19 protein-coding genes and 1 pseudogene are annotated in these 17,949 nt (G+C 69.4%); 11 read left to right on the forward strand and 9 right to left on the reverse strand.

Going from position 1 to position 17,949, the window contains the following annotated elements:
* Nucleotides 1–58 precede the first annotated feature (58 nt).
* The 4 genes from ABFX45_RS38990 (at nucleotide 59) to ABFX45_RS39005 (ending at nucleotide 2,828) form a co-directional block, all read left to right on the forward strand.
* Nucleotides 59–1,189, forward strand: a complete 1,131-nt coding sequence (locus tag ABFX45_RS38990; protein ID WP_346135774.1) for a Glu/Leu/Phe/Val dehydrogenase dimerization domain-containing protein — start codon at nucleotides 59–61, stop codon at nucleotides 1,187–1,189.
* Between the two features lie 68 nt (nucleotides 1,190–1,257).
* Nucleotides 1,258–1,761 (forward strand): hypothetical protein, encoded by a 504-nt coding sequence (locus tag ABFX45_RS38995; RefSeq protein WP_346135776.1) that lies wholly within the window; start codon nucleotides 1,258–1,260, stop codon nucleotides 1,759–1,761.
* 5 nt (nucleotides 1,762–1,766) lie between these two features.
* Complete coding sequence (locus ABFX45_RS39000) at nucleotides 1,767–2,096, forward strand: hypothetical protein (RefSeq protein ID WP_346135778.1); 330 nt, start codon at nucleotides 1,767–1,769, stop codon at nucleotides 2,094–2,096.
* A gap of 147 nt (nucleotides 2,097–2,243) precedes the next feature.
* Entirely contained in the window at nucleotides 2,244–2,828 is a 585-nt protein-coding gene (locus ABFX45_RS39005) for a DUF1062 domain-containing protein (RefSeq protein ID WP_346135780.1), read from the forward strand.
* Here ABFX45_RS39005 and ABFX45_RS39010 read toward each other — a convergent pair.
* The 4 genes from ABFX45_RS39010 to ABFX45_RS39025 are packed head-to-tail and all read right to left on the reverse strand — an operon-like array spanning nucleotide 2,825 to nucleotide 7,803.
* On the reverse strand, nucleotides 2,825–5,221 hold the full coding sequence (locus ABFX45_RS39010) for an ATP-binding cassette domain-containing protein (RefSeq protein ID WP_346135782.1): 2,397 nt from the start codon (nucleotides 5,219–5,221) through the stop codon (nucleotides 2,825–2,827). The genes ABFX45_RS39005 and ABFX45_RS39010 overlap by 4 nt on opposite strands.
* Nucleotides 5,218–5,991 carry a GNAT family N-acetyltransferase gene (locus tag ABFX45_RS39015; RefSeq protein WP_346135784.1) on the reverse strand — a complete coding sequence of 258 codons (774 nt, stop codon included), beginning with the start codon at nucleotides 5,989–5,991 and terminating at the stop codon, nucleotides 5,218–5,220. Before ABFX45_RS39015 ends, ABFX45_RS39010 begins: the two co-directional genes overlap by 4 nt.
* Before the next feature lies 1 nt (nucleotide 5,992).
* Complete coding sequence (locus ABFX45_RS39020; protein ID WP_346135786.1) at nucleotides 5,993–6,547, reverse strand: EF-hand domain-containing protein; 555 nt, start codon at nucleotides 6,545–6,547, stop codon at nucleotides 5,993–5,995.
* A 44-nt stretch (nucleotides 6,548–6,591) separates the two neighbouring features.
* The gene (locus ABFX45_RS39025; protein ID WP_346135788.1) at nucleotides 6,592–7,803 is read right to left on the reverse strand and encodes a COG1361 family protein; all 1,212 of its coding nucleotides are present in this window, start codon (nucleotides 7,801–7,803) and stop codon (nucleotides 6,592–6,594) included.
* A 70-nt stretch (nucleotides 7,804–7,873) separates the two neighbouring features.
* On the opposite strand from ABFX45_RS39025, the gene ABFX45_RS39030 reads away from it, so the two are divergent.
* Together ABFX45_RS39030 and ABFX45_RS46665 are read left to right on the forward strand one after the other, a co-directional pair.
* The gene (locus tag ABFX45_RS39030) at nucleotides 7,874–8,203 is read left to right on the forward strand and encodes a hypothetical protein (RefSeq protein ID WP_346135790.1); all 330 of its coding nucleotides are present in this window, start codon (nucleotides 7,874–7,876) and stop codon (nucleotides 8,201–8,203) included.
* Between the two features lie 69 nt (nucleotides 8,204–8,272).
* Nucleotides 8,273–8,449 (forward strand): annotated as a pseudogene (locus ABFX45_RS46665) (Scr1 family TA system antitoxin-like transcriptional regulator); the annotation flags it as partial.
* Between the two features lie 72 nt (nucleotides 8,450–8,521).
* Here ABFX45_RS46665 and ABFX45_RS39035 read toward each other — a convergent pair.
* A complete protein-coding gene (locus ABFX45_RS39035) occupies nucleotides 8,522–8,716 on the reverse strand; it encodes a PspC domain-containing protein (RefSeq protein ID WP_109641433.1) in 195 nt (64 codons plus the stop codon).
* Between the two features lie 134 nt (nucleotides 8,717–8,850).
* Here ABFX45_RS39035 and ABFX45_RS39040 point away from each other — a divergent pair, with 134 nt between their 5' ends.
* The gene (locus tag ABFX45_RS39040) at nucleotides 8,851–10,107 is read left to right on the forward strand and encodes a hypothetical protein (RefSeq protein WP_146231853.1); all 1,257 of its coding nucleotides are present in this window, start codon (nucleotides 8,851–8,853) and stop codon (nucleotides 10,105–10,107) included.
* Here the strand turns inward: ABFX45_RS39040 and ABFX45_RS39045 are convergent.
* Nucleotides 10,011–10,616 (reverse strand): TetR/AcrR family transcriptional regulator, encoded by a 606-nt coding sequence (locus ABFX45_RS39045; protein ID WP_109641389.1) that lies wholly within the window; start codon nucleotides 10,614–10,616, stop codon nucleotides 10,011–10,013. The two genes, ABFX45_RS39040 and ABFX45_RS39045, sit on opposite strands and share 97 nt — an antisense overlap.
* Nucleotides 10,617–10,785: 169 nt before the next feature.
* Here ABFX45_RS39045 and lnt point away from each other — a divergent pair, with 169 nt between their 5' ends.
* From lnt to ABFX45_RS39065, 4 genes are all read left to right on the forward strand, one after another.
* The gene (lnt, locus tag ABFX45_RS39050) at nucleotides 10,786–12,333 is read left to right on the forward strand and encodes an apolipoprotein N-acyltransferase (protein WP_233440182.1); all 1,548 of its coding nucleotides are present in this window, start codon (nucleotides 10,786–10,788) and stop codon (nucleotides 12,331–12,333) included.
* A complete protein-coding gene (locus ABFX45_RS39055) occupies nucleotides 12,317–13,084 on the forward strand; it encodes a polyprenol monophosphomannose synthase (protein ID WP_109641388.1) in 768 nt (255 codons plus the stop codon). The genes lnt and ABFX45_RS39055 overlap by 17 nt, the downstream gene beginning before the upstream one ends.
* 168 nt (nucleotides 13,085–13,252) lie before the next feature.
* Entirely contained in the window at nucleotides 13,253–14,035 is a 783-nt protein-coding gene (locus ABFX45_RS39060; protein WP_346135794.1) for a MerR family transcriptional regulator, read from the forward strand.
* Nucleotides 14,036–14,045: 10 nt separating this feature from the next.
* On the forward strand, nucleotides 14,046–14,582 hold the full coding sequence (locus ABFX45_RS39065) for a TspO/MBR family protein (RefSeq protein WP_346135796.1): 537 nt from the start codon (nucleotides 14,046–14,048) through the stop codon (nucleotides 14,580–14,582).
* Here ABFX45_RS39065 and ABFX45_RS39070 read toward each other — a convergent pair.
* The 3 genes from ABFX45_RS39070 to ABFX45_RS39080 are packed head-to-tail and all read right to left on the reverse strand — an operon-like array spanning nucleotide 14,575 to nucleotide 17,915.
* Nucleotides 14,575–15,003 (reverse strand): DUF4383 domain-containing protein, encoded by a 429-nt coding sequence (locus ABFX45_RS39070; RefSeq protein WP_109641386.1) that lies wholly within the window; start codon nucleotides 15,001–15,003, stop codon nucleotides 14,575–14,577. The genes ABFX45_RS39065 and ABFX45_RS39070 overlap by 8 nt on opposite strands.
* Nucleotides 15,004–15,012: 9 nt before the next feature.
* Nucleotides 15,013–15,294: a hypothetical protein gene (locus ABFX45_RS39075; protein ID WP_109641385.1), complete on the reverse strand. Its 282-nt coding sequence runs from the start codon at nucleotides 15,292–15,294 to the stop codon at nucleotides 15,013–15,015.
* A gap of 50 nt (nucleotides 15,295–15,344) precedes the next feature.
* Complete coding sequence (locus ABFX45_RS39080) at nucleotides 15,345–17,915, reverse strand: ATP-binding protein (protein WP_346135798.1); 2,571 nt, start codon at nucleotides 17,913–17,915, stop codon at nucleotides 15,345–15,347.
* Between the last annotated feature and the right edge of the window lie 34 nt (nucleotides 17,916–17,949).

Raw genomic sequence — 17,949 nt, forward strand, 5'->3', positions numbered from 1 at the left:
AGTTATTTGGACGGACCATGTGACCGCGGTCATACGCTGAAGTCAAGGGGTGTGTTCGATGAGTTATCTCCAGGTCACCTGGACCGATCCGGCCACGGGCGCGCGCGGCTACCTCGTCATCGACCGGCTGGTGCGCGGGGTGAGCAGCGGCGGACTGCGGATGCGGGCGGGCTGCACGCTCGACGAGGTGCGCGGGCTGGCCGAGGGGATGACCGCCAAGGAGGCCCTCAACTACGACCCCGAGGCCCGCTACGTGCCGCTCGGAGGCGCCAAGGGCGGCATCGACTTCGACCCCTACGACCCGAAGGCGGAAGAGGTTCTCACGGCGTACCTGTACGCCATGTCGCCCTACATCGAGCGGTTCTGGACGATGGGGGAGGACCTCGGGCTCCGGCAGTCCACGATCGACAAAGCCATCGCGAAGATCGGCCTGCAGTCGTCCATCCAGGCCGTGTACCCGCTGCTGGACGACGAGCAGAAGGCGCGCCAACGCCTCGCGGACGCCTTCAACGTCACCGTCGACGGCGTCAGCCTCGACGAACTGGTCGGCGGCTACGGCGTCGCGGAAGCGGCGCTCGCCGGCATCGAACACCTCCAGCTGCGCAATCCCACCGCGATGATCCAGGGCTTCGGTTCGATGGGCGGCGCCACGGCCCGTTACCTCGCCAAGGCGGGCGTCACGATCGTCGGGCTCGCCGACGTCCACGGGGTCGTGACCAACCCCGCAGGGCTCGACGTGGAAACCCTTTTGTTGTCCAGGGATTCGCACGGCGGCATCGATCGGACGAAACTCCGCGAGGCCGACGTCCAGCTCGACGGCGGCAAGTGGCTCGACGTCGAGGCGGACGTGCTCGTGCCGGCCGCCACGAGCTACGCGATCAACGCGAGCAACGCGAAGTCCGTGCGTGCCAAGCTGATCGTCGAGGCCGCGAACATGCCGGTGACCGCGGAGGCGGAAGAGGCCATCGACGCGCTGATCATCCCGGACGTCGTCGCGAACTCCGCCACGAACTCCTGGTGGTGGTGGACGCTGTTCGGCGACATCGAGGCCACCGCGGAGTCCGCGTTCGCCAAGATCGGCACGAACATGCGCAGGTTGGTCGCGAAGATCGTCGACGCCGGGTCGCCGCGCCGGGCGGCCGCGCAGATCGCTGCCGATGCGGTGAAGGAGATCGAGCAGAAGTTCTAGCGCAACCTGCGCGGCGATGAGGCGTCTCCGACGATGTAGCCGCCCGCCGTCGCCCTGTGAGGTTCACGATGCCGTTGCGCCCCAAGCTGTCCCTGCTCCTGGCCGCTGCCACAGTCCTGGCCGTCGCACCACCGGCGTCCGCCGCCGTCCCCGGCGACGAGCTGATCGTGTCGAGCGGTGGCTGGACGTCCTACCACAACCGGATCGGCTCGGTGTCCTGCCCGGCGGGCAAGCAGGTGATCGGCGCCTTCGCCTATCCGCGCGGCAACAGACGGGACGTCCTGGTCACCGCGCTCATCCCGTCGGCGACCTCGGTCGTGGCGATGGCCAGCGAGGACGAGGACGGCACCGACGACGAGTGGGGCCTGATCGTGGAAGCCGTGTGCGCACTGCCTGTGCCGGGCCACATGATCGTCACCGCCTCCTCGGACACGACTTCCTCGAACAAGCAGGTGCGCGCCACGTGTCCGCCTGGCAAGAAGCTCCTCACGGCCGGGTGGAACACCCAGGGGCCGGTCAGGTCCACGTCAACCAGATCGCTCAGTCAGCGGACCTGGCCTCGGTGGCGGTGACCGGCATGGAGGACCCGGACGGGTACGCGCGGGACTGGCGGCTGACCACCTACGCGGTGTGCTCGGATCCGTTGCCGGGCCAGGAGATGCGCACGGCCACGTCGGTGGTGGACCGGTCGGACAAGCTGTTCGACGTGCGTTGCGAGTCGGACCAGCGGCGGCTGTCGGCGGGCTGGTCGTTCATCGGAACGGCCGGCGTGTCACCGGCCGGTCAGGTGCTGCCGACCATCTGGGGGTCCGGGACGTCGTGGTTCGAACTGCAGGCGTGGGAGGACGACGACGGCTTCGCCCACGACTGGTACGCGATCGCACGGGTCGTGTGTGTGGACCGGTGATCAGCGGACAGCCAGGAAAATGCGTTGCGAGGCGGACCGGTCGTTCGCCATTGTGACGATCATGTGGTCATGAGCGTGCCCAACAGCTGACCCGCACCGTGGGGACGGTGCGGGTTCTTCCGTACGCCACTGACCCCTGGGGCATCGTTGAATCGCAAGGCTGAATTCGTCGACCGCAAATCACTGTGGCTGGTCCGCGAGCTCGGACTGCCGGCCATCGTCAAAACCTGTGTCTCGTGCAGGACCACGCGGCACCATCCGACCGGCAAGGTCCGGGTGAACGCGAACGGCAAGATCCTCGACGTCTGGCTGCTGATCGGCTGCGAGCGGTGCGGCCGCACGTCGAAGATCCCCGTCCACGAACGCGTTCACGTGCAGACGCTCGACCACGACCGGCTGGTGATGTTCGAGACCAACGATCCGGCCGTCGTGCGGGAACTGGCCATGGACGCGGCTCTCGCGGGCCGGGCCGGGCACCGTCTCGATTGGACCGGCACGTGGGCGCTGGAGACCGACATGCCGTTCTACGAGATCGAGAAGGATCTCGAACCATTGGACGTCATCGTCAGGTTTGAGCTCCCGGCACCGATCCGGGTCGGGAAACTGCTGATGGCCGGACTCGGCCTGAGCCGGTCCGCGGTGAGGAACGCGGTCGACTCAGGCCGGATCCGGCTGCCGACGGCGGTCGACGCGAGGGTTCGCGCCGACTTCGCCTTCGTGATCGGCGGTTAGCGCTTCTTGCGCTTCGAGGGCGCGCCCACGTAGTCGGCCAGGTGCTCGCCGGTCAGTGTCGACCGGTCGGCCACCAGGTCGGCGGGCGTGCCCTCGAACACGATCTTGCCGCCGTCGTGACCGGCGCCGGGGCCCAGGTCGATGATCCAGTCGGCGTGGGCCATCACGGCCTGGTGGTGCTCGATCACGATGACCGACTTGCCCGAGTCGACCAGCCGGTCCAGCAGGCCCAGCAGCTGCTCGACGTCGGCCAGGTGCAGACCCGTGGTCGGCTCGTCGAGGACGTAGATGCCGCCCTTGTCCGCCATGTGCGTGGCGAGCTTCAGGCGCTGGCGCTCACCACCGGACAAAGTGGTCAGGGGCTGGCCCAGCGACAGGTAGCCGAGGCCGACGTCGGCCAGGCGTGCCAGGATCGCGTGTGCGGCAGGCGTTTTGGCCTCACCGGCGCCGAAGAACTCGACGGCCTCGGACACCGGCATCGCCAGCACCTGGGAGATGTCCTTGCCGCCGAACTTGAACTCCAGCACGGCCTGGTCGAACCGCTTGCCCTCACAGACGTCGCACGGAGACTCGATCGTCGCCATGATCCCGAGGTCGGTGAACACCACGCCCGCGCCGTTGCAGTTCGGGCACGCGCCCTCGGAGTTCGCGCTGAACAACGCCGGCTTCACGCCGTTGGCCTTGGCGAACGCCTTGCGGATCGGCTCCAGCAGACCGGTGTAGGTCGCGGGGTTGGACCGCCGCGAGCCCTTGATCGGGGTCTGGTCGACCACGATCGCGCCGGCGTCGCGCGGCATCGACTGGTGGATCAGCGAGGACTTGCCGGAACCCGCCACACCCGTGACCACGGTCAGCACACCGAGCGGGATGTCGACGTCCACGTCGCGCAGGTTGTTCGCCGAAGCGCCGCGGATCTCCAGGACACCGGTCTTCGAACGCACGGAGTCCTTCAGCGACGCCCGGTCGTCCAGGTGCCGCCCGGTCACGGTGTCGCTCTTGCGCAGCTCGGCGAGGGTGCCCTCGAAGCAGATCGTGCCGCCGTTGCGGCCGGCGCCAGGACCGAGGTCGACGATGTGGTCGGCGATCGCGATCGTCTCCGGCTTGTGCTCGACGACGAGGACGGTGTTCCCCTTGTCCCGCAGGCGGAGCAGCAGGTTGTTCATCCGCTGGATGTCGTGCGGGTGCAGCCCGATCGTCGGCTCGTCGAACACGTACGTCACGTCGGTCAGGGCCGATCCGAGGTGCCGGATCATCTTCACGCGCTGCGCCTCACCACCGGACAACGTCCCGGCGGGACGGTTCAGCGACAGGTAGCCGAGACCGATCTCCACGAACGAGTCCAGCGTGTGCGCGAGCTTGTCCAGCAGCGGCGCGACGGACTTCTCCTTCAGGCCGCGGATCCAGTCGGCGAGATCGGTGATCTGCATGTCGCACAGGTCCGCGATCGAGAGGCCCTTGATCTTCGACGACCTGGCGGCCTCGGTCAGGCGCGTGCCGTCGCACTCGGGGCAGGTGCCGAACGTCGCCGCGCGGTCCACGAACGCCCGGATGTGCGGCTGCAGCGCCTCGCGGTCCTTGGACAGCATGGACTTCTGCAGCTTCGGGATCAGACCCTCGTAGGTCAGGTTGATGCCGTTGACCTTGATCTTGACCGGGCCCTTGTACAGGAAGTCGTGCAGTTCCCGCTTGGTGTACTTGCGGATCGGCTTCGCCGGGTCGATGAAACCGGACTGCGCGAACGTCTGCACGGTCCACTGGTTGTCGACGTTGTAGCCGGGTACCTTGATCGCGCCCTCGAGGATCGACTTCGAGTCGTCGAAGACCTCGGTGAGGTCGATGTCGGAGACCTGGCCGCGGCCCTCGCACCGCGGGCACATGCCGCCGGTGATGGAGAACTCCCGGCGCTCCTTGACCTTCTGGCCGCCCTTCTCGATCGTCACGGCACCCGCGCCGGAGATCGAGGCGACGTTGAACGAGAACGCCTGCGGGCCACCGATGTGCGGTGTGCCGAGTCTGCTGAACAGGATCCGCAGCATCGCGTTCACGTCGGTCGCGGTGCCGACGGTCGAGCGCGGGTCGGCGCCCATCCGCTGCTGGTCGACGAGGATCGCCGTGGTGATGCCCTCCAGGAGGTACACCTCGGGGCGCGGCAGCGTCGGCATGAAGCCCTGGATGAACGCGCTGTACGTCTCGTTGATCAGCCGCTGCGACTCCGCGGCGATCGTGCCGAACACCAGCGAGCTCTTGCCGGAACCGGAGACTCCGGTGAAGACAGTCAGACGCCGCTTGGGGATCTCGACGTCGACGTCGCGAAGGTTGTTCACCCGCGCGCCCTGCACGCGGATCAGATCGTGGGTGTCGGCTTCGTGCGCCGCGGCTGCTGTCCTGGTCATGGCGCAAAACCTAACTCCGCGCCCCTGCTCGTGCCTTCTTGATTCCTGATTGGTTGTGGACGGATCCGGTAGTGGTAGGTGCAGACCTCGCGGAACCCCGTCCGCTCGTACAGCCGGAACGCCGAGCTGTTCGCCTTCTCCATCTGCAGGTACATGTGGTTCGCCTCGCGCGCGGCCGCCCACGAGGCCAGTGCCGCGAGCACGGACCGTGCGGCGCCCTGACCTCGTGCGTGGGGCAACGTCGCCATCCCGAACACCCCGGCCCAGCCCTGCTCGGCCACGGCCCGCCCGACCGCCACCACCTGGCCGTCGACCTCGGCGTACGCGTACGCGCTCGGGTGCTCGACGCGGCTGAGGAGGTCGCGTTCGGCGCTCACGTCCCGCGTGGTCACCGCCTGCCACGCCGCGAGCCACTCGTCGGTGGGACGCGCGGTCACCTCGCCGGCGTCGGCGTGGGCCTGCCGGATGACCTCCGCGGTCGAGGCGATCTGCAGGGACATGTCGTGCCCCCGCGCGTAGCCCCGGCCGTCCAGCCGCGCGTCGAGATCGTCCGCGCACACGCCCGGCGTGATCTGGAACCGCACCCCGGACCCGCGTTCGGCGCAGAACTCCTCGGCGCGGGCGACCCGGTCCTCGCGGTCGTGCGGCAGCACGGCGCTCACCCACCAGGCGTCACCGGGGGAGTGGCGCAACCACCAGCCACCTTCTTCTTGCACGTGTGCGGCGGGCTGGGCGCGTGCCGCGTGCTCCTGGAGCGTCCTGAGCAGCACGTCAGTCCAACGACCCCAGCAGCCAGTTGTCGGCCGCCGCGGGATCCCCGGAGAAGTAGAACTCCCGGATCGCATCCAGCAGCGCATCGGCGGGCATCAGCTCGTCGTCTCCGGACAGGATGTCGTGGATCATCCGCGCGTCCGCCTCCGACAGGTTCATCAGCGCGCCCGTCCACGCGACGTGCTCCTCGACGGTCAGCTTGCCGTCGCCGTCCTCGTCCGCGATCGCCATCACCGCGTCCAGGAACGGCACGTAGCCCTCCTCGAACGACTCCGGCGTCTCCAGCAGCCCGTTCGCGAACGCCTTCTTGTACTCGTCGATGCTGATGCGCCCGCTGTGGTCCTGGTCGGCGACGGACGAGAGCTGCTCCCAGAGCCCGATCAGCATGCTGTGGAACCGGACGGCCTTCGGATCGTCGTCCGCCAGCCCGAACGCCTTCGTGGTCCGCTCGCCCGCCTGTGTGAAGTCCTCGCGCTCGATGAAACCGTCACCGTCGGAGTCGTACGTCCGGAACCGACGGGCCAGCTTGCGATCCAGGAAGGCGGTGATCTCCATGAAGTTCCTTCTACCGCATTCCGGGCCCTGGGAACACGCCTGTCTCAACAACCGAATTGCAACCGTTTACGGGGCCTACCGTTTGCCCAGCCCGGAAACGCGCTCGCGACGATCACCATGCCGATGACGCCCATTACCGCCGCGACGCCACCTACCGCCGGTTTCGACACTTGCTGCACGTGTGCGACGGGGCGCGGCGACGGCGGTTCGTCACACGGCGAATCTGTGGAAGCGGGTTTCGGCGGCAGTGGTGTGGTGGTCGATTCGATTCGAACGATGGCGCTTTCACCGATGACGTTACCCGCGCCCGCGCCGGACACCGTCAACCGGGAATTCACCGGGGCAGCCGCCCGGCACGTGCGGGTGAGGCGCTCGCGGGGCTGCAGGACGGGCAACGTCCGGCGGCACGCGGCGGGCTCACCTGCCACTTCGACGTCGCTGATCGGCTGGGCGGACGGGTTCCCGACCGTGACGGTGATCGTGACCAGCTCGCCGTCCTCCACGCGGTCCTTCGACCAGAGCGCGGTGATGGTCAGCCGGGGGTTGATCACCTTGACCTGCACGGAGGTGCTGGTTTCCGCCTTCTTGCCGAGCTTGTCGGTGGCGGTGACGGTCGACGTGGGCATGCCGGATTCGTCGCCCGCCTGCGTTGCGCAGTCCGCGGTGGCGGTTGCGCCGGGGGCGAGCCGGCCTTGCGTGGTGTTGCAGCCGTCAGTTGTTGTGCGCGCCCTGAGGTCGAACAACGGTGTGTCGCCGGTGTTCGTGACAGTTGTTGAGAATTTGACTTTCTGTCCGGGGAGGGCGGTCATCGGCTCTGTTGCCGTGGTTGCGCGCAATGCCGGATGAAGCACGTCGACCCGTGCGCTCTTCTGTGCAGCGAGCGGGTCGCCGGCTTCGCTGATGCCGTTTGCGGTGACCGTGGTCTGGTAGTCGTCGTCCGCCGCTTGTGTCGTGCAGGCGCGGGTGGCTTTCGCGCGTGGGGGAATTGTGCCGATTTTCTGCCCGCACACCGACACGTTCGCCGCTGCGGCGTCACCGGCGTTGGTGACGGTCGCGGTTTGGGTGACGGTGGCCTTCGGGTACGCCGTGGGATGTTTCGGGTCAACGGCCAGGGTGAGTTCGGGCAGTGGGAACGACCACGCGATGTTCTGGACGAGGTAGGCGTCCTCGGTCCGGTTGAACGCCAGCTTCGCGCTCTTGGTGCCTGGCTTCAGCACGTCCTCGGTGATGGTCAGCGTGCGGGCGTCGACACTCATGTTGTCGGGTTCGCGGCGCCGCCCGCGGAATGCGTGGGGCGATCGGGGTGCGGAGGGTGGGCGTCCTCGTGTGCAGGCGGACGTGGCCGCCGTGCACCAAGACGTGGCGATCGGTCTCGGCGCTGTGGAAAGCGGTGTCGGTGTCGGAGAGATCGCTGTCGATGACGAACCGGTCAGCGCTGACGCCCGTGCCGTTGAGGGTGACCGGGTCCTGGGGCTTGCCGGGCGGTTCTGCGGCGTGGTGGCAGGTCGCGCTGCCGGCCCGGTCCGGTTTGGCGTAGGCGATCGCGGCCTTGTCGGGGAGGGTGAGCGTGGCGCGGAGGAGTTGAACGTTCTCGGGTCGTTGTCCACGTCGGTCCACGTCATGCGGTGGCCGTTGTTCTGCGCCGCCGGGCCGTGACCTCGACGGTTCTGGGCGTCCACACAGGACTGTGGCGGGTACTCGGGATCCGGTCCGGCCTGTTCGGGTGTGGGGCGGGCTGAGGACTCGCCCTTCGTCAAGGACGAGAACATCGGTGAGCGGGTCTCTGCTCGGATCGACCGTCGAGGCATCGTGGCGGGGCACAAGAAGTTCGTCTTCTACATCTACGAACCTGTGCTGTACTCGCCGGTGGGTGGCGCCGACGTGCCGGCCGAGCAACTCCACGAGCTGCTTCGAAAGCGCCCGCCGCCCACGTGCCGGTCGAGCCGGCAGCGCGGGAGGCGTTCCTGCGGTTTGTCAGTAACCGCGGTCGGGCATGATCACCCAGAGCACGAGGTAGACGACGAACTGCGGTCCCGGCAGAAGGCAGGACAGCAGGAACAGAAGGCGGACGGTGCCCGGCTTCCATCCCCAGCGCTGGGCGAGCCCCGCGCAGACACCCGCGATCATCCGGTTGGTCCTGGGCCTGCTCAAAGCAACTGTCGTGGTCATATACCCAGAATGCCCGCGATAGTCCATCTGTTGCATCGGGGATGAACCCTGATTTCACCCGGACGAGTTACAGCACGTAACCCCGAGCCTCTGACCTGCGACGTCACGGTTGTCCCGAACCTTGGGGAGCCGAGATGCGCGTTGATCTTCTCGTCGACACGGTGTTCATCGCGGTCTACGCGCCGCTGCTGTGGCACGCCTGGCAGTGGCTGCGCACGAAAGAGCGCCAAGGGCCGCCGTCGCCGCTCAGAAGCCTCACGCTGGCCGAGAGCCCTTACCCGCGCGCCGTGCCGATCACGGTCCTGGCGGTGGCGCATCTCGCGGGCAACCCGGTCGGGTTCATCGCGATCGGGTTTCTGGCGCTCGTTGCCGTGGAGTCGGCCTGGCGCAACCGGGACCGGTGGGTGCGGCAGCACCTGTGGGCGTTGGGGCGCCTCAGGGTTCCGGTCGTGGTGGTGGCGCTCGTCGCGGCGATGTTGTTGTTCGGCGACACGAGGTCGTTGCGAGACGCCGGGATCGGGCTGGCGATGTGGATCGCGACGCTCGCGCTGGGAGCCAGCGTCTGGTTCGTCGCGCGCAGGCTGGTGCTGACGTCGTGGCCGCAGAAGACCTGGCGCAGCTCGCGGCCGGAGCTGGGGGCGCTCATCAGGCTGGCGCTGTGCGTTCTGGTCGGGGTCGTCGGGTGGGTTTACGGGCCTCGGGAGCTGACGGCGTACGCGGTGGTGCTCGGGCTGGTCGTGTTGCTCGGGCTGGTGTGGGTGGTCTGGGAACTGGAGGACACCGAGGCGGCGAAGAGCAAGCTCGGTGAGGCCGACCGGATCAGAGCCCGGTCCGCGATGAGGCCCAGCCAGGAGCAGCGGCCCGCGGTGATGAGGGTGGCGCGCGGGCTTGCGGTTACGCCGCTGTGCGCGCTCGTCGCGGCATACCTGCCCATGGCGTACGACGGGCAGAACACGTTGACGGCGATGCGGGTGCTGGTGCTGTGCGGGGTCTCGGTGTTGTTCGGCGACTGGCTGATGGCTCGCAGCGCCAAGGGGCCCTGGCACACGCCGCATCACTGGTGGTTCACGGCCGGGATCGTGACGGTGTCCGCGGCGTCGCTCGTCACGGTGGGCGCGATCGGGCGCTCGTTGCCGTTGGCGGTGGTGTTCCTGATGTTCGCAGGGTTGCTGCTGAGCGAGGCGCAGCGGTTCGCCGAGACCGTGCCCGTGCCGAAGGGGTTGCTGTTCCTCGGGTTCACGCGCACGCCGGTGGCGTTGCTGATCGCTCTCTGCGTGCTGGCGAGCGGGTTGAGCTATCCGACGGACGCCGTGGAGAGCTGGTCGACGAACCTCAGGCAGGTCGTGCGCATCACGTCGACGGTCATCGCCTTCGAGCCGGCCAGCACCTGAAGCGCGAGGCCGTCGAGCATGCTCACCATCATGTTCGCCAGCTCGACCGGGTCGCCGGGGGCGTGGATGTCGCCGGACTCCTGGCCGTCGCGGAAGATGCTCGCCACGATGTCGCGCCACTCGCCGTAGAAGCGCTCGTTGAGCTCCTGCAGCTCGGGGCTGCGGATGGCCTCGACCCACAGCTCGGCCCAGACCTTCCACGCCTCGACGGTCTCGGCGCCTTCCGGCAGGTAGGACTCGACGACCATGCGCAGGCGCGAGAGCGGCGGCTCGTCGGACTCGAGGATCCAGCGGCGGCGTGAGACCGACTGTTCGAAGCAGTGTTCGAACGCGGCGTCGGTCAGCTCGCGCTTGGTCTCGAAGTAGTAGTGGACCGTGCCACCTGAGACGCCCGCGTCCTTGGCGACGTCGGACACCCGGAGGTGGCGGAAGCCCTCGGCCGCGATCACCTTGCAGGTGGACGCGAGGATCTGCGCCTTGCGTTCGGCTTCCACGCTTGGACGGGGCATCCGTCACCTCCTGATTACCCCGAACCTTACCGAAACGGGGAGCGGAGCTTGCGCTTGTCGGTCTTTCTCATCGTCATCAGAGGGCGCGGAGGCCCGATCGTGACGCTTCCGGGCTGGTGAAGCGCGCCCAGCACGTCCTGTGCACAGCGTCGCCTCGTAGGCTGATCGGGTGGTCGCACCCCCCGTCGCGCCGGAATCGCCGGAACTGCCCGCCCGCAGGCGGCGCCTGAGCCGTCCGGTGCTGTTGCGCATGGCACTCGCCGTCGCCGGTGGCGTGCTGGTCTACCTGAGCTTCCCGCCGCGGCCGCTGTGGTTCCTGGCGCCGGTCGGGTTCGCGCTGCTGGCACAGGTGATATTCGAACGACGGGCGCGGGCCGGGTTCGGCTACGGCGTGCTGTTCGGGCTCGGGTTCATGGTGCCGCTGCTGCGGTGGACCGGGGAGTTCGTCGGGCTGATCGCCTGGCTGCCGCTGGCGCTGGCGTGCGCGCTGATGATCTCCATCGGCACGACCGCGATGGCCGCCGTCTCGCGTGTGCCGGGGTGGCCGTTGTGGGCGGCGTGCCTGTGGGTGGCGGACGAGGCGTTGCGCGGGGTGTTCCCGTTCGGCGGCTTCACCTGGGGCAAGGTCGCGTTCGGGCAGCCGGAGGGCTGGTTCCTGCCGCTGGCGTCACTGGGCGGCGCGCCGCTGGTGTCGTTCGCGGTGGTGCTGACCGGGTTCGGGCTGTTCTGGATCTTGAAGAACTGGAAGCTCGGGGTCCCGCTGGTCGTGGCGCCGCTGCTGATCGGGTTCGTGGTGCCGGTGGGGGTCGACCCGTCCGCCGGGACGGTGACCGTCGCCGCGATCCAGGGCAACGTGCCGCGCGCCGGGCTCGACTTCAACGCCCAGCGCCGCGCCGTGCTCGACAACCACGCGAAGAGGACGCTGCAGCTCGCGGACGACGTCGCCGCCGGCAAGGTGAAGCAGCCCGACATCGTGATCTGGCCGGAGAACTCGTCCGACATCGACCCGTTCCGCAACCGCGACGCCGCCGCGGTGATCGACGCCGCCGCGGACGCGATCAAGGCGCCGATCGCGGTGGGTGCCGTGGTGGTCGACCGGGGCGACGGGCTGCCGCGCAACACCGTGGTGCTGTGGGAGCCCGGCAAGGGGCCGACGGACACCTACACGAAGCGCAAGCTGCAGCCGTTCGGCGAGACGATGCCGATGCGGTCGTTCTTCCGGCTGTTCACGTCCACGGTCGACCGCGCGGGGGTGTTCCAGCCCGGTTCGGACCCGGACGGTTTCGTCATGGGACCCGCGAAGGTCGCGATTGACACGTGTTACGAAGTGGCGTTCGACTCAGTGGTGCGCGACACGGTGACGGCCGGCGCGACGATCATCGCGATCCCCACGAACAACGCCACGTTCGGCTACACGGAGATGACCTACCAGCAGCTTTCCATGTCACGCGTGCGTGCCGTGGAGCACGGACGGGCGGTCGTCGTGGCGGCCACCTCGGGGGTCAGCGCCATCGTCGAACCCGACGGTTCCGTCACTCAGAAGACTGGGCTTTTCGAGCCGGGTGCCCTGGTCGCGACACTGCCGCTCCGGTCACAGACTACGCTGGCGACTTGGCTAGGAGCCTGGCCCGAGTGGGTGCTGACCGCTGCGGGCCTTGTCGCGTTGGCGCTGGGCTTCACACGACGACGGAAGGACTCGAATGGCGCAGCAGCCTGACCAGGAACTCGGGCAGGTGCTGGTGGTGATCCCGACGTACAACGAACGGGACAACATCGGAAAGATCGTCAAGAGACTGCACACGGCACTGCCCGACGTGCACGTGCTGGTGGTCGACGACGGCAGCCCCGATGGCACCGGCCAGCTCGCCGACGAGATGGCGGCCGCCGACGAGCGCGTCCACGTCATGCACCGCACCGAGAAGGCCGGACTGGGCGCCGCCTACGTCGCGGGCTTCCAGTGGGCGCTCGAACGCGACTACGGCGTTGTGTGCGAAATGGACGCTGACGGCTCGCACGCGCCGGAGCAGCTGCACCGGCTGCTGGACGCGCTGCCGCAGGCCGACCTGGTGCTCGGCTCGCGCTGGGTGCCCGGTGGCGAGGTCGTGAACTGGCCGACGCAGCGCAAGCTGCTGTCGCTGGGCGGCTCGCTGTACTCGCGGCTGGCGCTGGGCGCGAGCATCCGCGACATGACGGGCGGCTACCGGGCGTTCCGCGCGGACACCCTGCGCAAGCTGAACCTCGCCTCGGTCGCGTCTGCCGGGTACTGCTTCCAGATCGACCTGCTGTGGCGGACGCTGGAGCTCGGCTTCCGGGTGCGCGAGGTGCCGATCACGTTCCAGGAGCGGGAGTTCGGCGAGTCGAAGATGAGCGGCAACATCGTCCGCGAGGCGCTGATCCGCGTGACGAAGTGGGGCCTGCGCCGCCGCGGCACGCAGCTCAAGGAGCTGTTCTCCGGCAAGAAGAAGTAGCACCGTCCGCCTTGGACCGTCCACATCGGGCGGTCCGAGGCTCGTTCTGGGGGGGAACGACCGGTTCCCCGACGACGGCGGCAGCGGCTCGACGACGCGGCCCTACCTGCCGCCACGAACTGACTCCCGCCCGCATACGATTCAAAATCGATGCGGTGGAGGTGAGCGGTGGAGTGGAGTGCGGGCGCGGTCGCGCGGATGCTCGGCATCTCGCCGACGACCCTGCGCACGTGGGACCGTCGGTACGGCCTCGGGCCCAGCACGCGGCACGAGGGCAAGCACCGCCGCTACAGCGAGGACGACGTCGAGCGCCTGAAGCGCATGGTCGAGCTGACCGCGTCCGGGGTCGCTCCCGCGTCGGCGGCCGCCTCGCTGCTGCCGTCGGGGGACCTGGACTTCGAGGCCGCCGCGGATCTGCTCGACGCGGCGCGGATGCGCAGGGTCGCGGTCGGCCTGATCGCCCGCCACGGCGTCGTGCACACGTGGGACGCGGTGCTGATGCCGTTCCTGATCGCGCTCGGCGACGAGATCTCGTCGACCGCCTGCGGGATCGAGGTCGAACACGTCGCCAGCAGCAGCATCTCCGACGCGATGCGGGTGTCCGGGGTGGCGCTGGGGAAGCCGGCGGTGTTGCTGGCGTGTGCACCTGACGAGCAGCACAGCCTGCCGCTGGACGTGCTCGCGGCGGCGCTCGCCGAACAGGGGTGCGTGTCCCGCAACCTCGGTGCCCGCGTTCCGGCCACCGCGCTGGTGAGCGCGGCGAACCGGGTGCAGCCGCGGGTCTTGTTCGTGTGGGCGCACGTCCAGGCGTACGCGGAGCAGGTGCCGTTGGCGGAGCTGTCCGGTGTGCTGGTCGGCGGGCCGGGGTGGGACGGTGTGCCGCTGCCGGACGGCGTCGAGCGGGTGGGCACGCTCAGCACCGCTGTTGAAACGATTTTGAATCGAATCTAGACTCCGGGGCATGGGCCTCGCCGACCGCGGTGCTCGCCGTTGTCCGCGCCCTGTCTGCCGGGAGTACCTCATGACCGCGTTGCCGTTGCGCCATCACCCTGTGCGGGTGCTGCTCGTGTTCCTCGCGGCGGTCGTCGTGACCGCCGTGGTCGGGTCGTTGTTCTCGGTGTCGGCGGGAGCGGAGTACCTGGCGCTGCGCCGGCCGTCGTGGGCACCGCCCGCGTCGTTGTTCGGTCCGGTGTGGACGGTGCTGTACGGGCTGATCGCGTTGTCCGGCTGGCTGGCGTGGCGGCGTGGTGCCACGAAGGCCGAACTGACGCTGTTCGGTGTGCAGCTGGTGCTGAACGCGGCGTGGACGCCGTTGTTCTTCGGGCTCGGCTGGCACGAGGCCGCGTTCGCCGAGATCGTGGTGCTGTGGCTGTCGATCGCGTCGTTGGTGGTCGTGTTCTGGTGGCGCAGCAAGGCCGCCGCGCTGCTGCTGGTGCCCTACCTGGCGTGGGTGAGCTTCGCGGGGGCCTTGAACATCTCGATCGCCACGCTCAATTGACGGGTGAGTCGCTGCGGGCGCGTTCGGTCGCGGTCACCGCGATGCCGAGCAGGATCATCCCGGCGCCGAGGCCGAGGTGCAGCCAGTTGTCGGCGGTGTTGACCGGCAGGAAGTTCGCGCGCGTGTGCTCGCCGATCGCCGAACCCCACACCCACAGCAGCACGTAGAGGCCGCCGCCGGCCATCAGGAACAGCCTCGCCGTGCCGCGGAGCTTTGCCGAGAACAGGCCGAGGACGCCGAACAGCAGGTGCACGAGGTTGTGCAGCACGGAGACGGCGAAGACGCCGAGGAGAAGGGCGCCGGAATGGCCGGCGAAGCTCATCTCGTCGTAGTCCGAGGTGATGCCCGGAATGAACCCGAGCACTCCGACGAGCAGAAACGCCGCGCCGACCACTGCCGCAGCCTTTTGTACTGGTCGCATGCAGGGCGGTTACCCCGCGTTGGCCGGGATGAACTCCCGGAGCACCTCCATGCCGGTGACGCTGGGCGCGCCGGCGGGTTCCGGGCCGAGCACGCGGGCGAGGACGGGGCCCAGCACCTCGCGGAAGAAGCGGTCGGCGTGCTCCTTGGACTGCCAGACGGCGATGACCCGGAACTCCCCGTCGGTCTGGCAGGCGTAGCGGGCCCTGAGGCCGTCCGGGACGCCCGAGCTCATCGCCTTGTCGAGCTGCTCGAGCGACTTGATGGGCGGGGTCGCGATGGTGAGCCACATGGTGTTCCTCCTGAGGTCGTGTGCTCACGAACCTAGGAAGTTCCAGCTGGTCAGCCATCCGCCGGAGTACTCGGACGGGTACTCATCCACGCCGCGATCTGGCTGCGGGTGCTGAAACCGAGCTCGGTGAGGATGTGCTGGACGTGGTTCTGCGCGGTGCGCTCGGAGATGACGAGCCGCTTCGCGATCTGACGGTTGGTCATGCCGTCGGTGACGAGGCGGGCGACCTCGTGCTCGCGGCTGCTCAGCTCGGTCGTCGTGAAGGCGGTCATGCCGAGGTCGCGGATGGCGCGGTCGGCGGCGCGCTGCACGGCGTCTGCGTCCTCGCCCAGTGCGCGCAACGCGGTGGCGAGGAGCCGGCGGGCCTCGGCCGCGAACGCCGGGGCACCCGCCTTCGACGCCTCGTCCACGGCCCGGGCGAGGTCGGCAGCCGCTTCCGCCGGACGGCCCAGCGCGAGCTGCCCGCGGCCGAGCGCCAGCGACACCGGGCCCATGTAGGCGACGCCGTTGCCGGCGGCGTGCTCGCCGCGGAACGTCTCCAGGCGAGGCAGGACCTCGGCGAGGTCGTCGAGCAGGCCCAGCCCTGAGGTGACGAGCACGGCGTCGACCAGGCCGGGAACCACGAAGAACGCCGGCAGGTCCCACTCCCGCACCGGCCCGGCGCGGCTGTACCACTCGGCGGCCTCCTCCGGGAAACGCGCGCGCAGCAACAGGAACGCCCGCGTCACCTTCGACATCAGGTGGAAGCGGGGTGGCGGGTCGTGGAAGTGACGGGCGAGGGCGAGACCGTCCTCGGAGACGCCGAGGTGGCACGCCAGCCCGCACTGCAACGCGAAGTACGCGCCGGACGCCGGTTCGCGTTCGATCACCCGCATGCGGTCGTAGGCCCGCCGCCCGACCTCCTGGGCCTCGGCGAACCGGCCCTGTGCCTGAGCGAGGCAGGCCGTCACGACCTCCAGGTGCCAGACCGGCACCTGACCGCCGACCCGGTCGCACGCCAGCGCCAGCGCGGGCAGTTCTTCCTGCGCCGCGGCGAGTTCCCCGCTCTCGATCAGCGCGTGGATGCGCCACAGCGAGCCCCACATCGCCCCGCGCGGGCTGCGGGTGCGGTGAGCGAGGTCGATCATCTCGGTGGCGAGCACGAGCCGTTCCGCGCGGCCCGCCGGACCGGGGCAGGCCTCCTGCCGGGCGTGCAGGGCCTCGGCGAGCGCGCGGTCGTCGCCGCTGCGCCGCGCCAGGCCGAGGGCCTCCCGGCTGAGCTCGTCGAGGCGGTGCTGTTCGCCGCGGTAGAACGCGAGGTGACTGCGCTGGGCGAGCAACCGGGCGCGGGTGGCGGGGCTGACCTCGTGGCGGAGTGCGTTGTCGCACAACGGGGTCGCCACCGCGTTGACGCCGGCGCCTGGTGCGGCTTCGAGGACCAGGGCAGCTTCGGCGATCTGCTCCGGTGTCACCGCCAGCTCGGCCGCGCGCTGGGCGGCCCGCACGCACTCCGCGAGATCACCGGCGAAGCACGCGGCTCTGCCCAGCGCGACCTGAACCTCGCAGCTGTCCTCGATGGACGCCGCCACGCGGTAGAGCCGCGCGCCTTCCTCGTAGGCCAGCCGCCGTACCGCGTCCTCGGCGGCGCGAATCGTCCACACACGAGCTTCTTCCGTTGCGCCGCAAGCGTTCCAGTGCCGGGCGACGTCGGCGTAGTGCGTGCTGGCCGTCATCACCTCGGCGATCCGGCGGTGGATCGCGCGGCGTTCGGCGGTGGTGAGGGACGCCTCGACGGCGTCACGGGTCAGCGCGTGCACGAACCGGTGGCCGGTGGCGTCGATCAGCGTCGCCGCCTCGTCCAGCACGCTGATCGGCAGGCCGGAAGCCCCCGCCGCGAGATCGAGGTCGAAGTCGCGGCCGATCAGGGCGGCGGTCTTGATCAGCTCCCGCGCGGGCGGGCTGAGCCGGGCGAGCCGGGCGGTGACGATGTCGCGGACGCTGCGTGGCGGCTGGTCCTGCCGCCACGTGCCGTCACCGACCGCGCGGGCGATCTCCGTGACGAACAACGGGTTTCCGCCGGTCAACGAGGTGACGGCAGCCGCGTGCTCAGGCCCGACCAGCTCGGCCACCTCGTCGGCGGACAGGCCGTGCAGGTCGATGCGGACGGCGGAGCGCATGAGGTCCGCGACGGCCGGGCACGGATCGCGGAACGTCGCGAAGATCAGCACGGTGCGGAGCTGTGTGGCGAGGTGGGCGAGCACCAGCAGCGACGCCTGGTCGGCCCAGTGGACGTCCTCGACGATGATCACGAGGCCGTCGCGGTCCAGCGCGGTCGCGATCGCGTCGAACACGCGGAACCTGTCCTGCGGCACCTCGGCGTCGTGGGCGAGCACGTCGTCCGGGCCGGCGCCCGCCGCCTTCAGGACCTGCCGCCACGGCCAGAACGCCGGTGCGCCTTCGGTTTCGACGCAGTGTCCCCACACGACCTCACGGCCCAGCGCGAGCGCGTGCCCGGCGAGCTCCTGGGCCAGCCGGGTCTTGCCGATGCCGGGCTCACCGCCGCACAGCACCAGCCCGCCCGTCTCCGCCGCCAGCCACGACCTCACCAGCGCGAGCTCGCGGCCGCGTCCCACCACCTTCACGTCCCGGATATCGCGCCCGTGTCGGAACTCGTTT

The sequence above is a fragment of the Lentzea roselyniae genome, from assembly GCF_039537795.1.
GTDB lineage: Bacteria > Actinomycetota > Actinomycetes > Mycobacteriales > Pseudonocardiaceae > Lentzea > Lentzea atacamensis.

Excerpts from the sequence above, each read along its gene's own strand:
- ABFX45_RS38990 (WP_346135774.1), top strand. The coding sequence starts at position 59 with ATGAGTTATCTCCAGGTCACCTGGACCGATCCGGCCACGGGCGCGCGC.
- ABFX45_RS38995 (WP_346135776.1), top strand. The coding sequence starts at position 1,258 with ATGCCGTTGCGCCCCAAGCTGTCCCTGCTCCTGGCCGCTGCCACAGTC.
- ABFX45_RS39000 (WP_346135778.1), top strand. The coding sequence starts at position 1,767 with ATGGAGGACCCGGACGGGTACGCGCGGGACTGGCGGCTGACCACCTAC.
- ABFX45_RS39010 (WP_346135782.1), bottom strand. The coding sequence starts at position 5,221 with ATGACCAGGACAGCAGCCGCGGCGCACGAAGCCGACACCCACGATCTG.
- ABFX45_RS39020 (WP_346135786.1), bottom strand. The coding sequence starts at position 6,547 with ATGGAGATCACCGCCTTCCTGGATCGCAAGCTGGCCCGTCGGTTCCGG.
- ABFX45_RS39025 (WP_346135788.1), bottom strand. The coding sequence starts at position 7,803 with ATGAGTGTCGACGCCCGCACGCTGACCATCACCGAGGACGTGCTGAAG.
- ABFX45_RS39035 (WP_109641433.1), bottom strand. The coding sequence starts at position 8,716 with ATGACCACGACAGTTGCTTTGAGCAGGCCCAGGACCAACCGGATGATC.
- ABFX45_RS39040 (WP_146231853.1), top strand. The coding sequence starts at position 8,851 with ATGCGCGTTGATCTTCTCGTCGACACGGTGTTCATCGCGGTCTACGCG.
- ABFX45_RS39045 (WP_109641389.1), bottom strand. The coding sequence starts at position 10,616 with ATGCCCCGTCCAAGCGTGGAAGCCGAACGCAAGGCGCAGATCCTCGCG.
- ABFX45_RS39055 (WP_109641388.1), top strand. The coding sequence starts at position 12,317 with ATGGCGCAGCAGCCTGACCAGGAACTCGGGCAGGTGCTGGTGGTGATC.
- ABFX45_RS39065 (WP_346135796.1), top strand. The coding sequence starts at position 14,046 with ATGGGCCTCGCCGACCGCGGTGCTCGCCGTTGTCCGCGCCCTGTCTGC.
- ABFX45_RS39070 (WP_109641386.1), bottom strand. The coding sequence starts at position 15,003 with ATGCGACCAGTACAAAAGGCTGCGGCAGTGGTCGGCGCGGCGTTTCTG.
- ABFX45_RS39075 (WP_109641385.1), bottom strand. The coding sequence starts at position 15,294 with ATGTGGCTCACCATCGCGACCCCGCCCATCAAGTCGCTCGAGCAGCTC.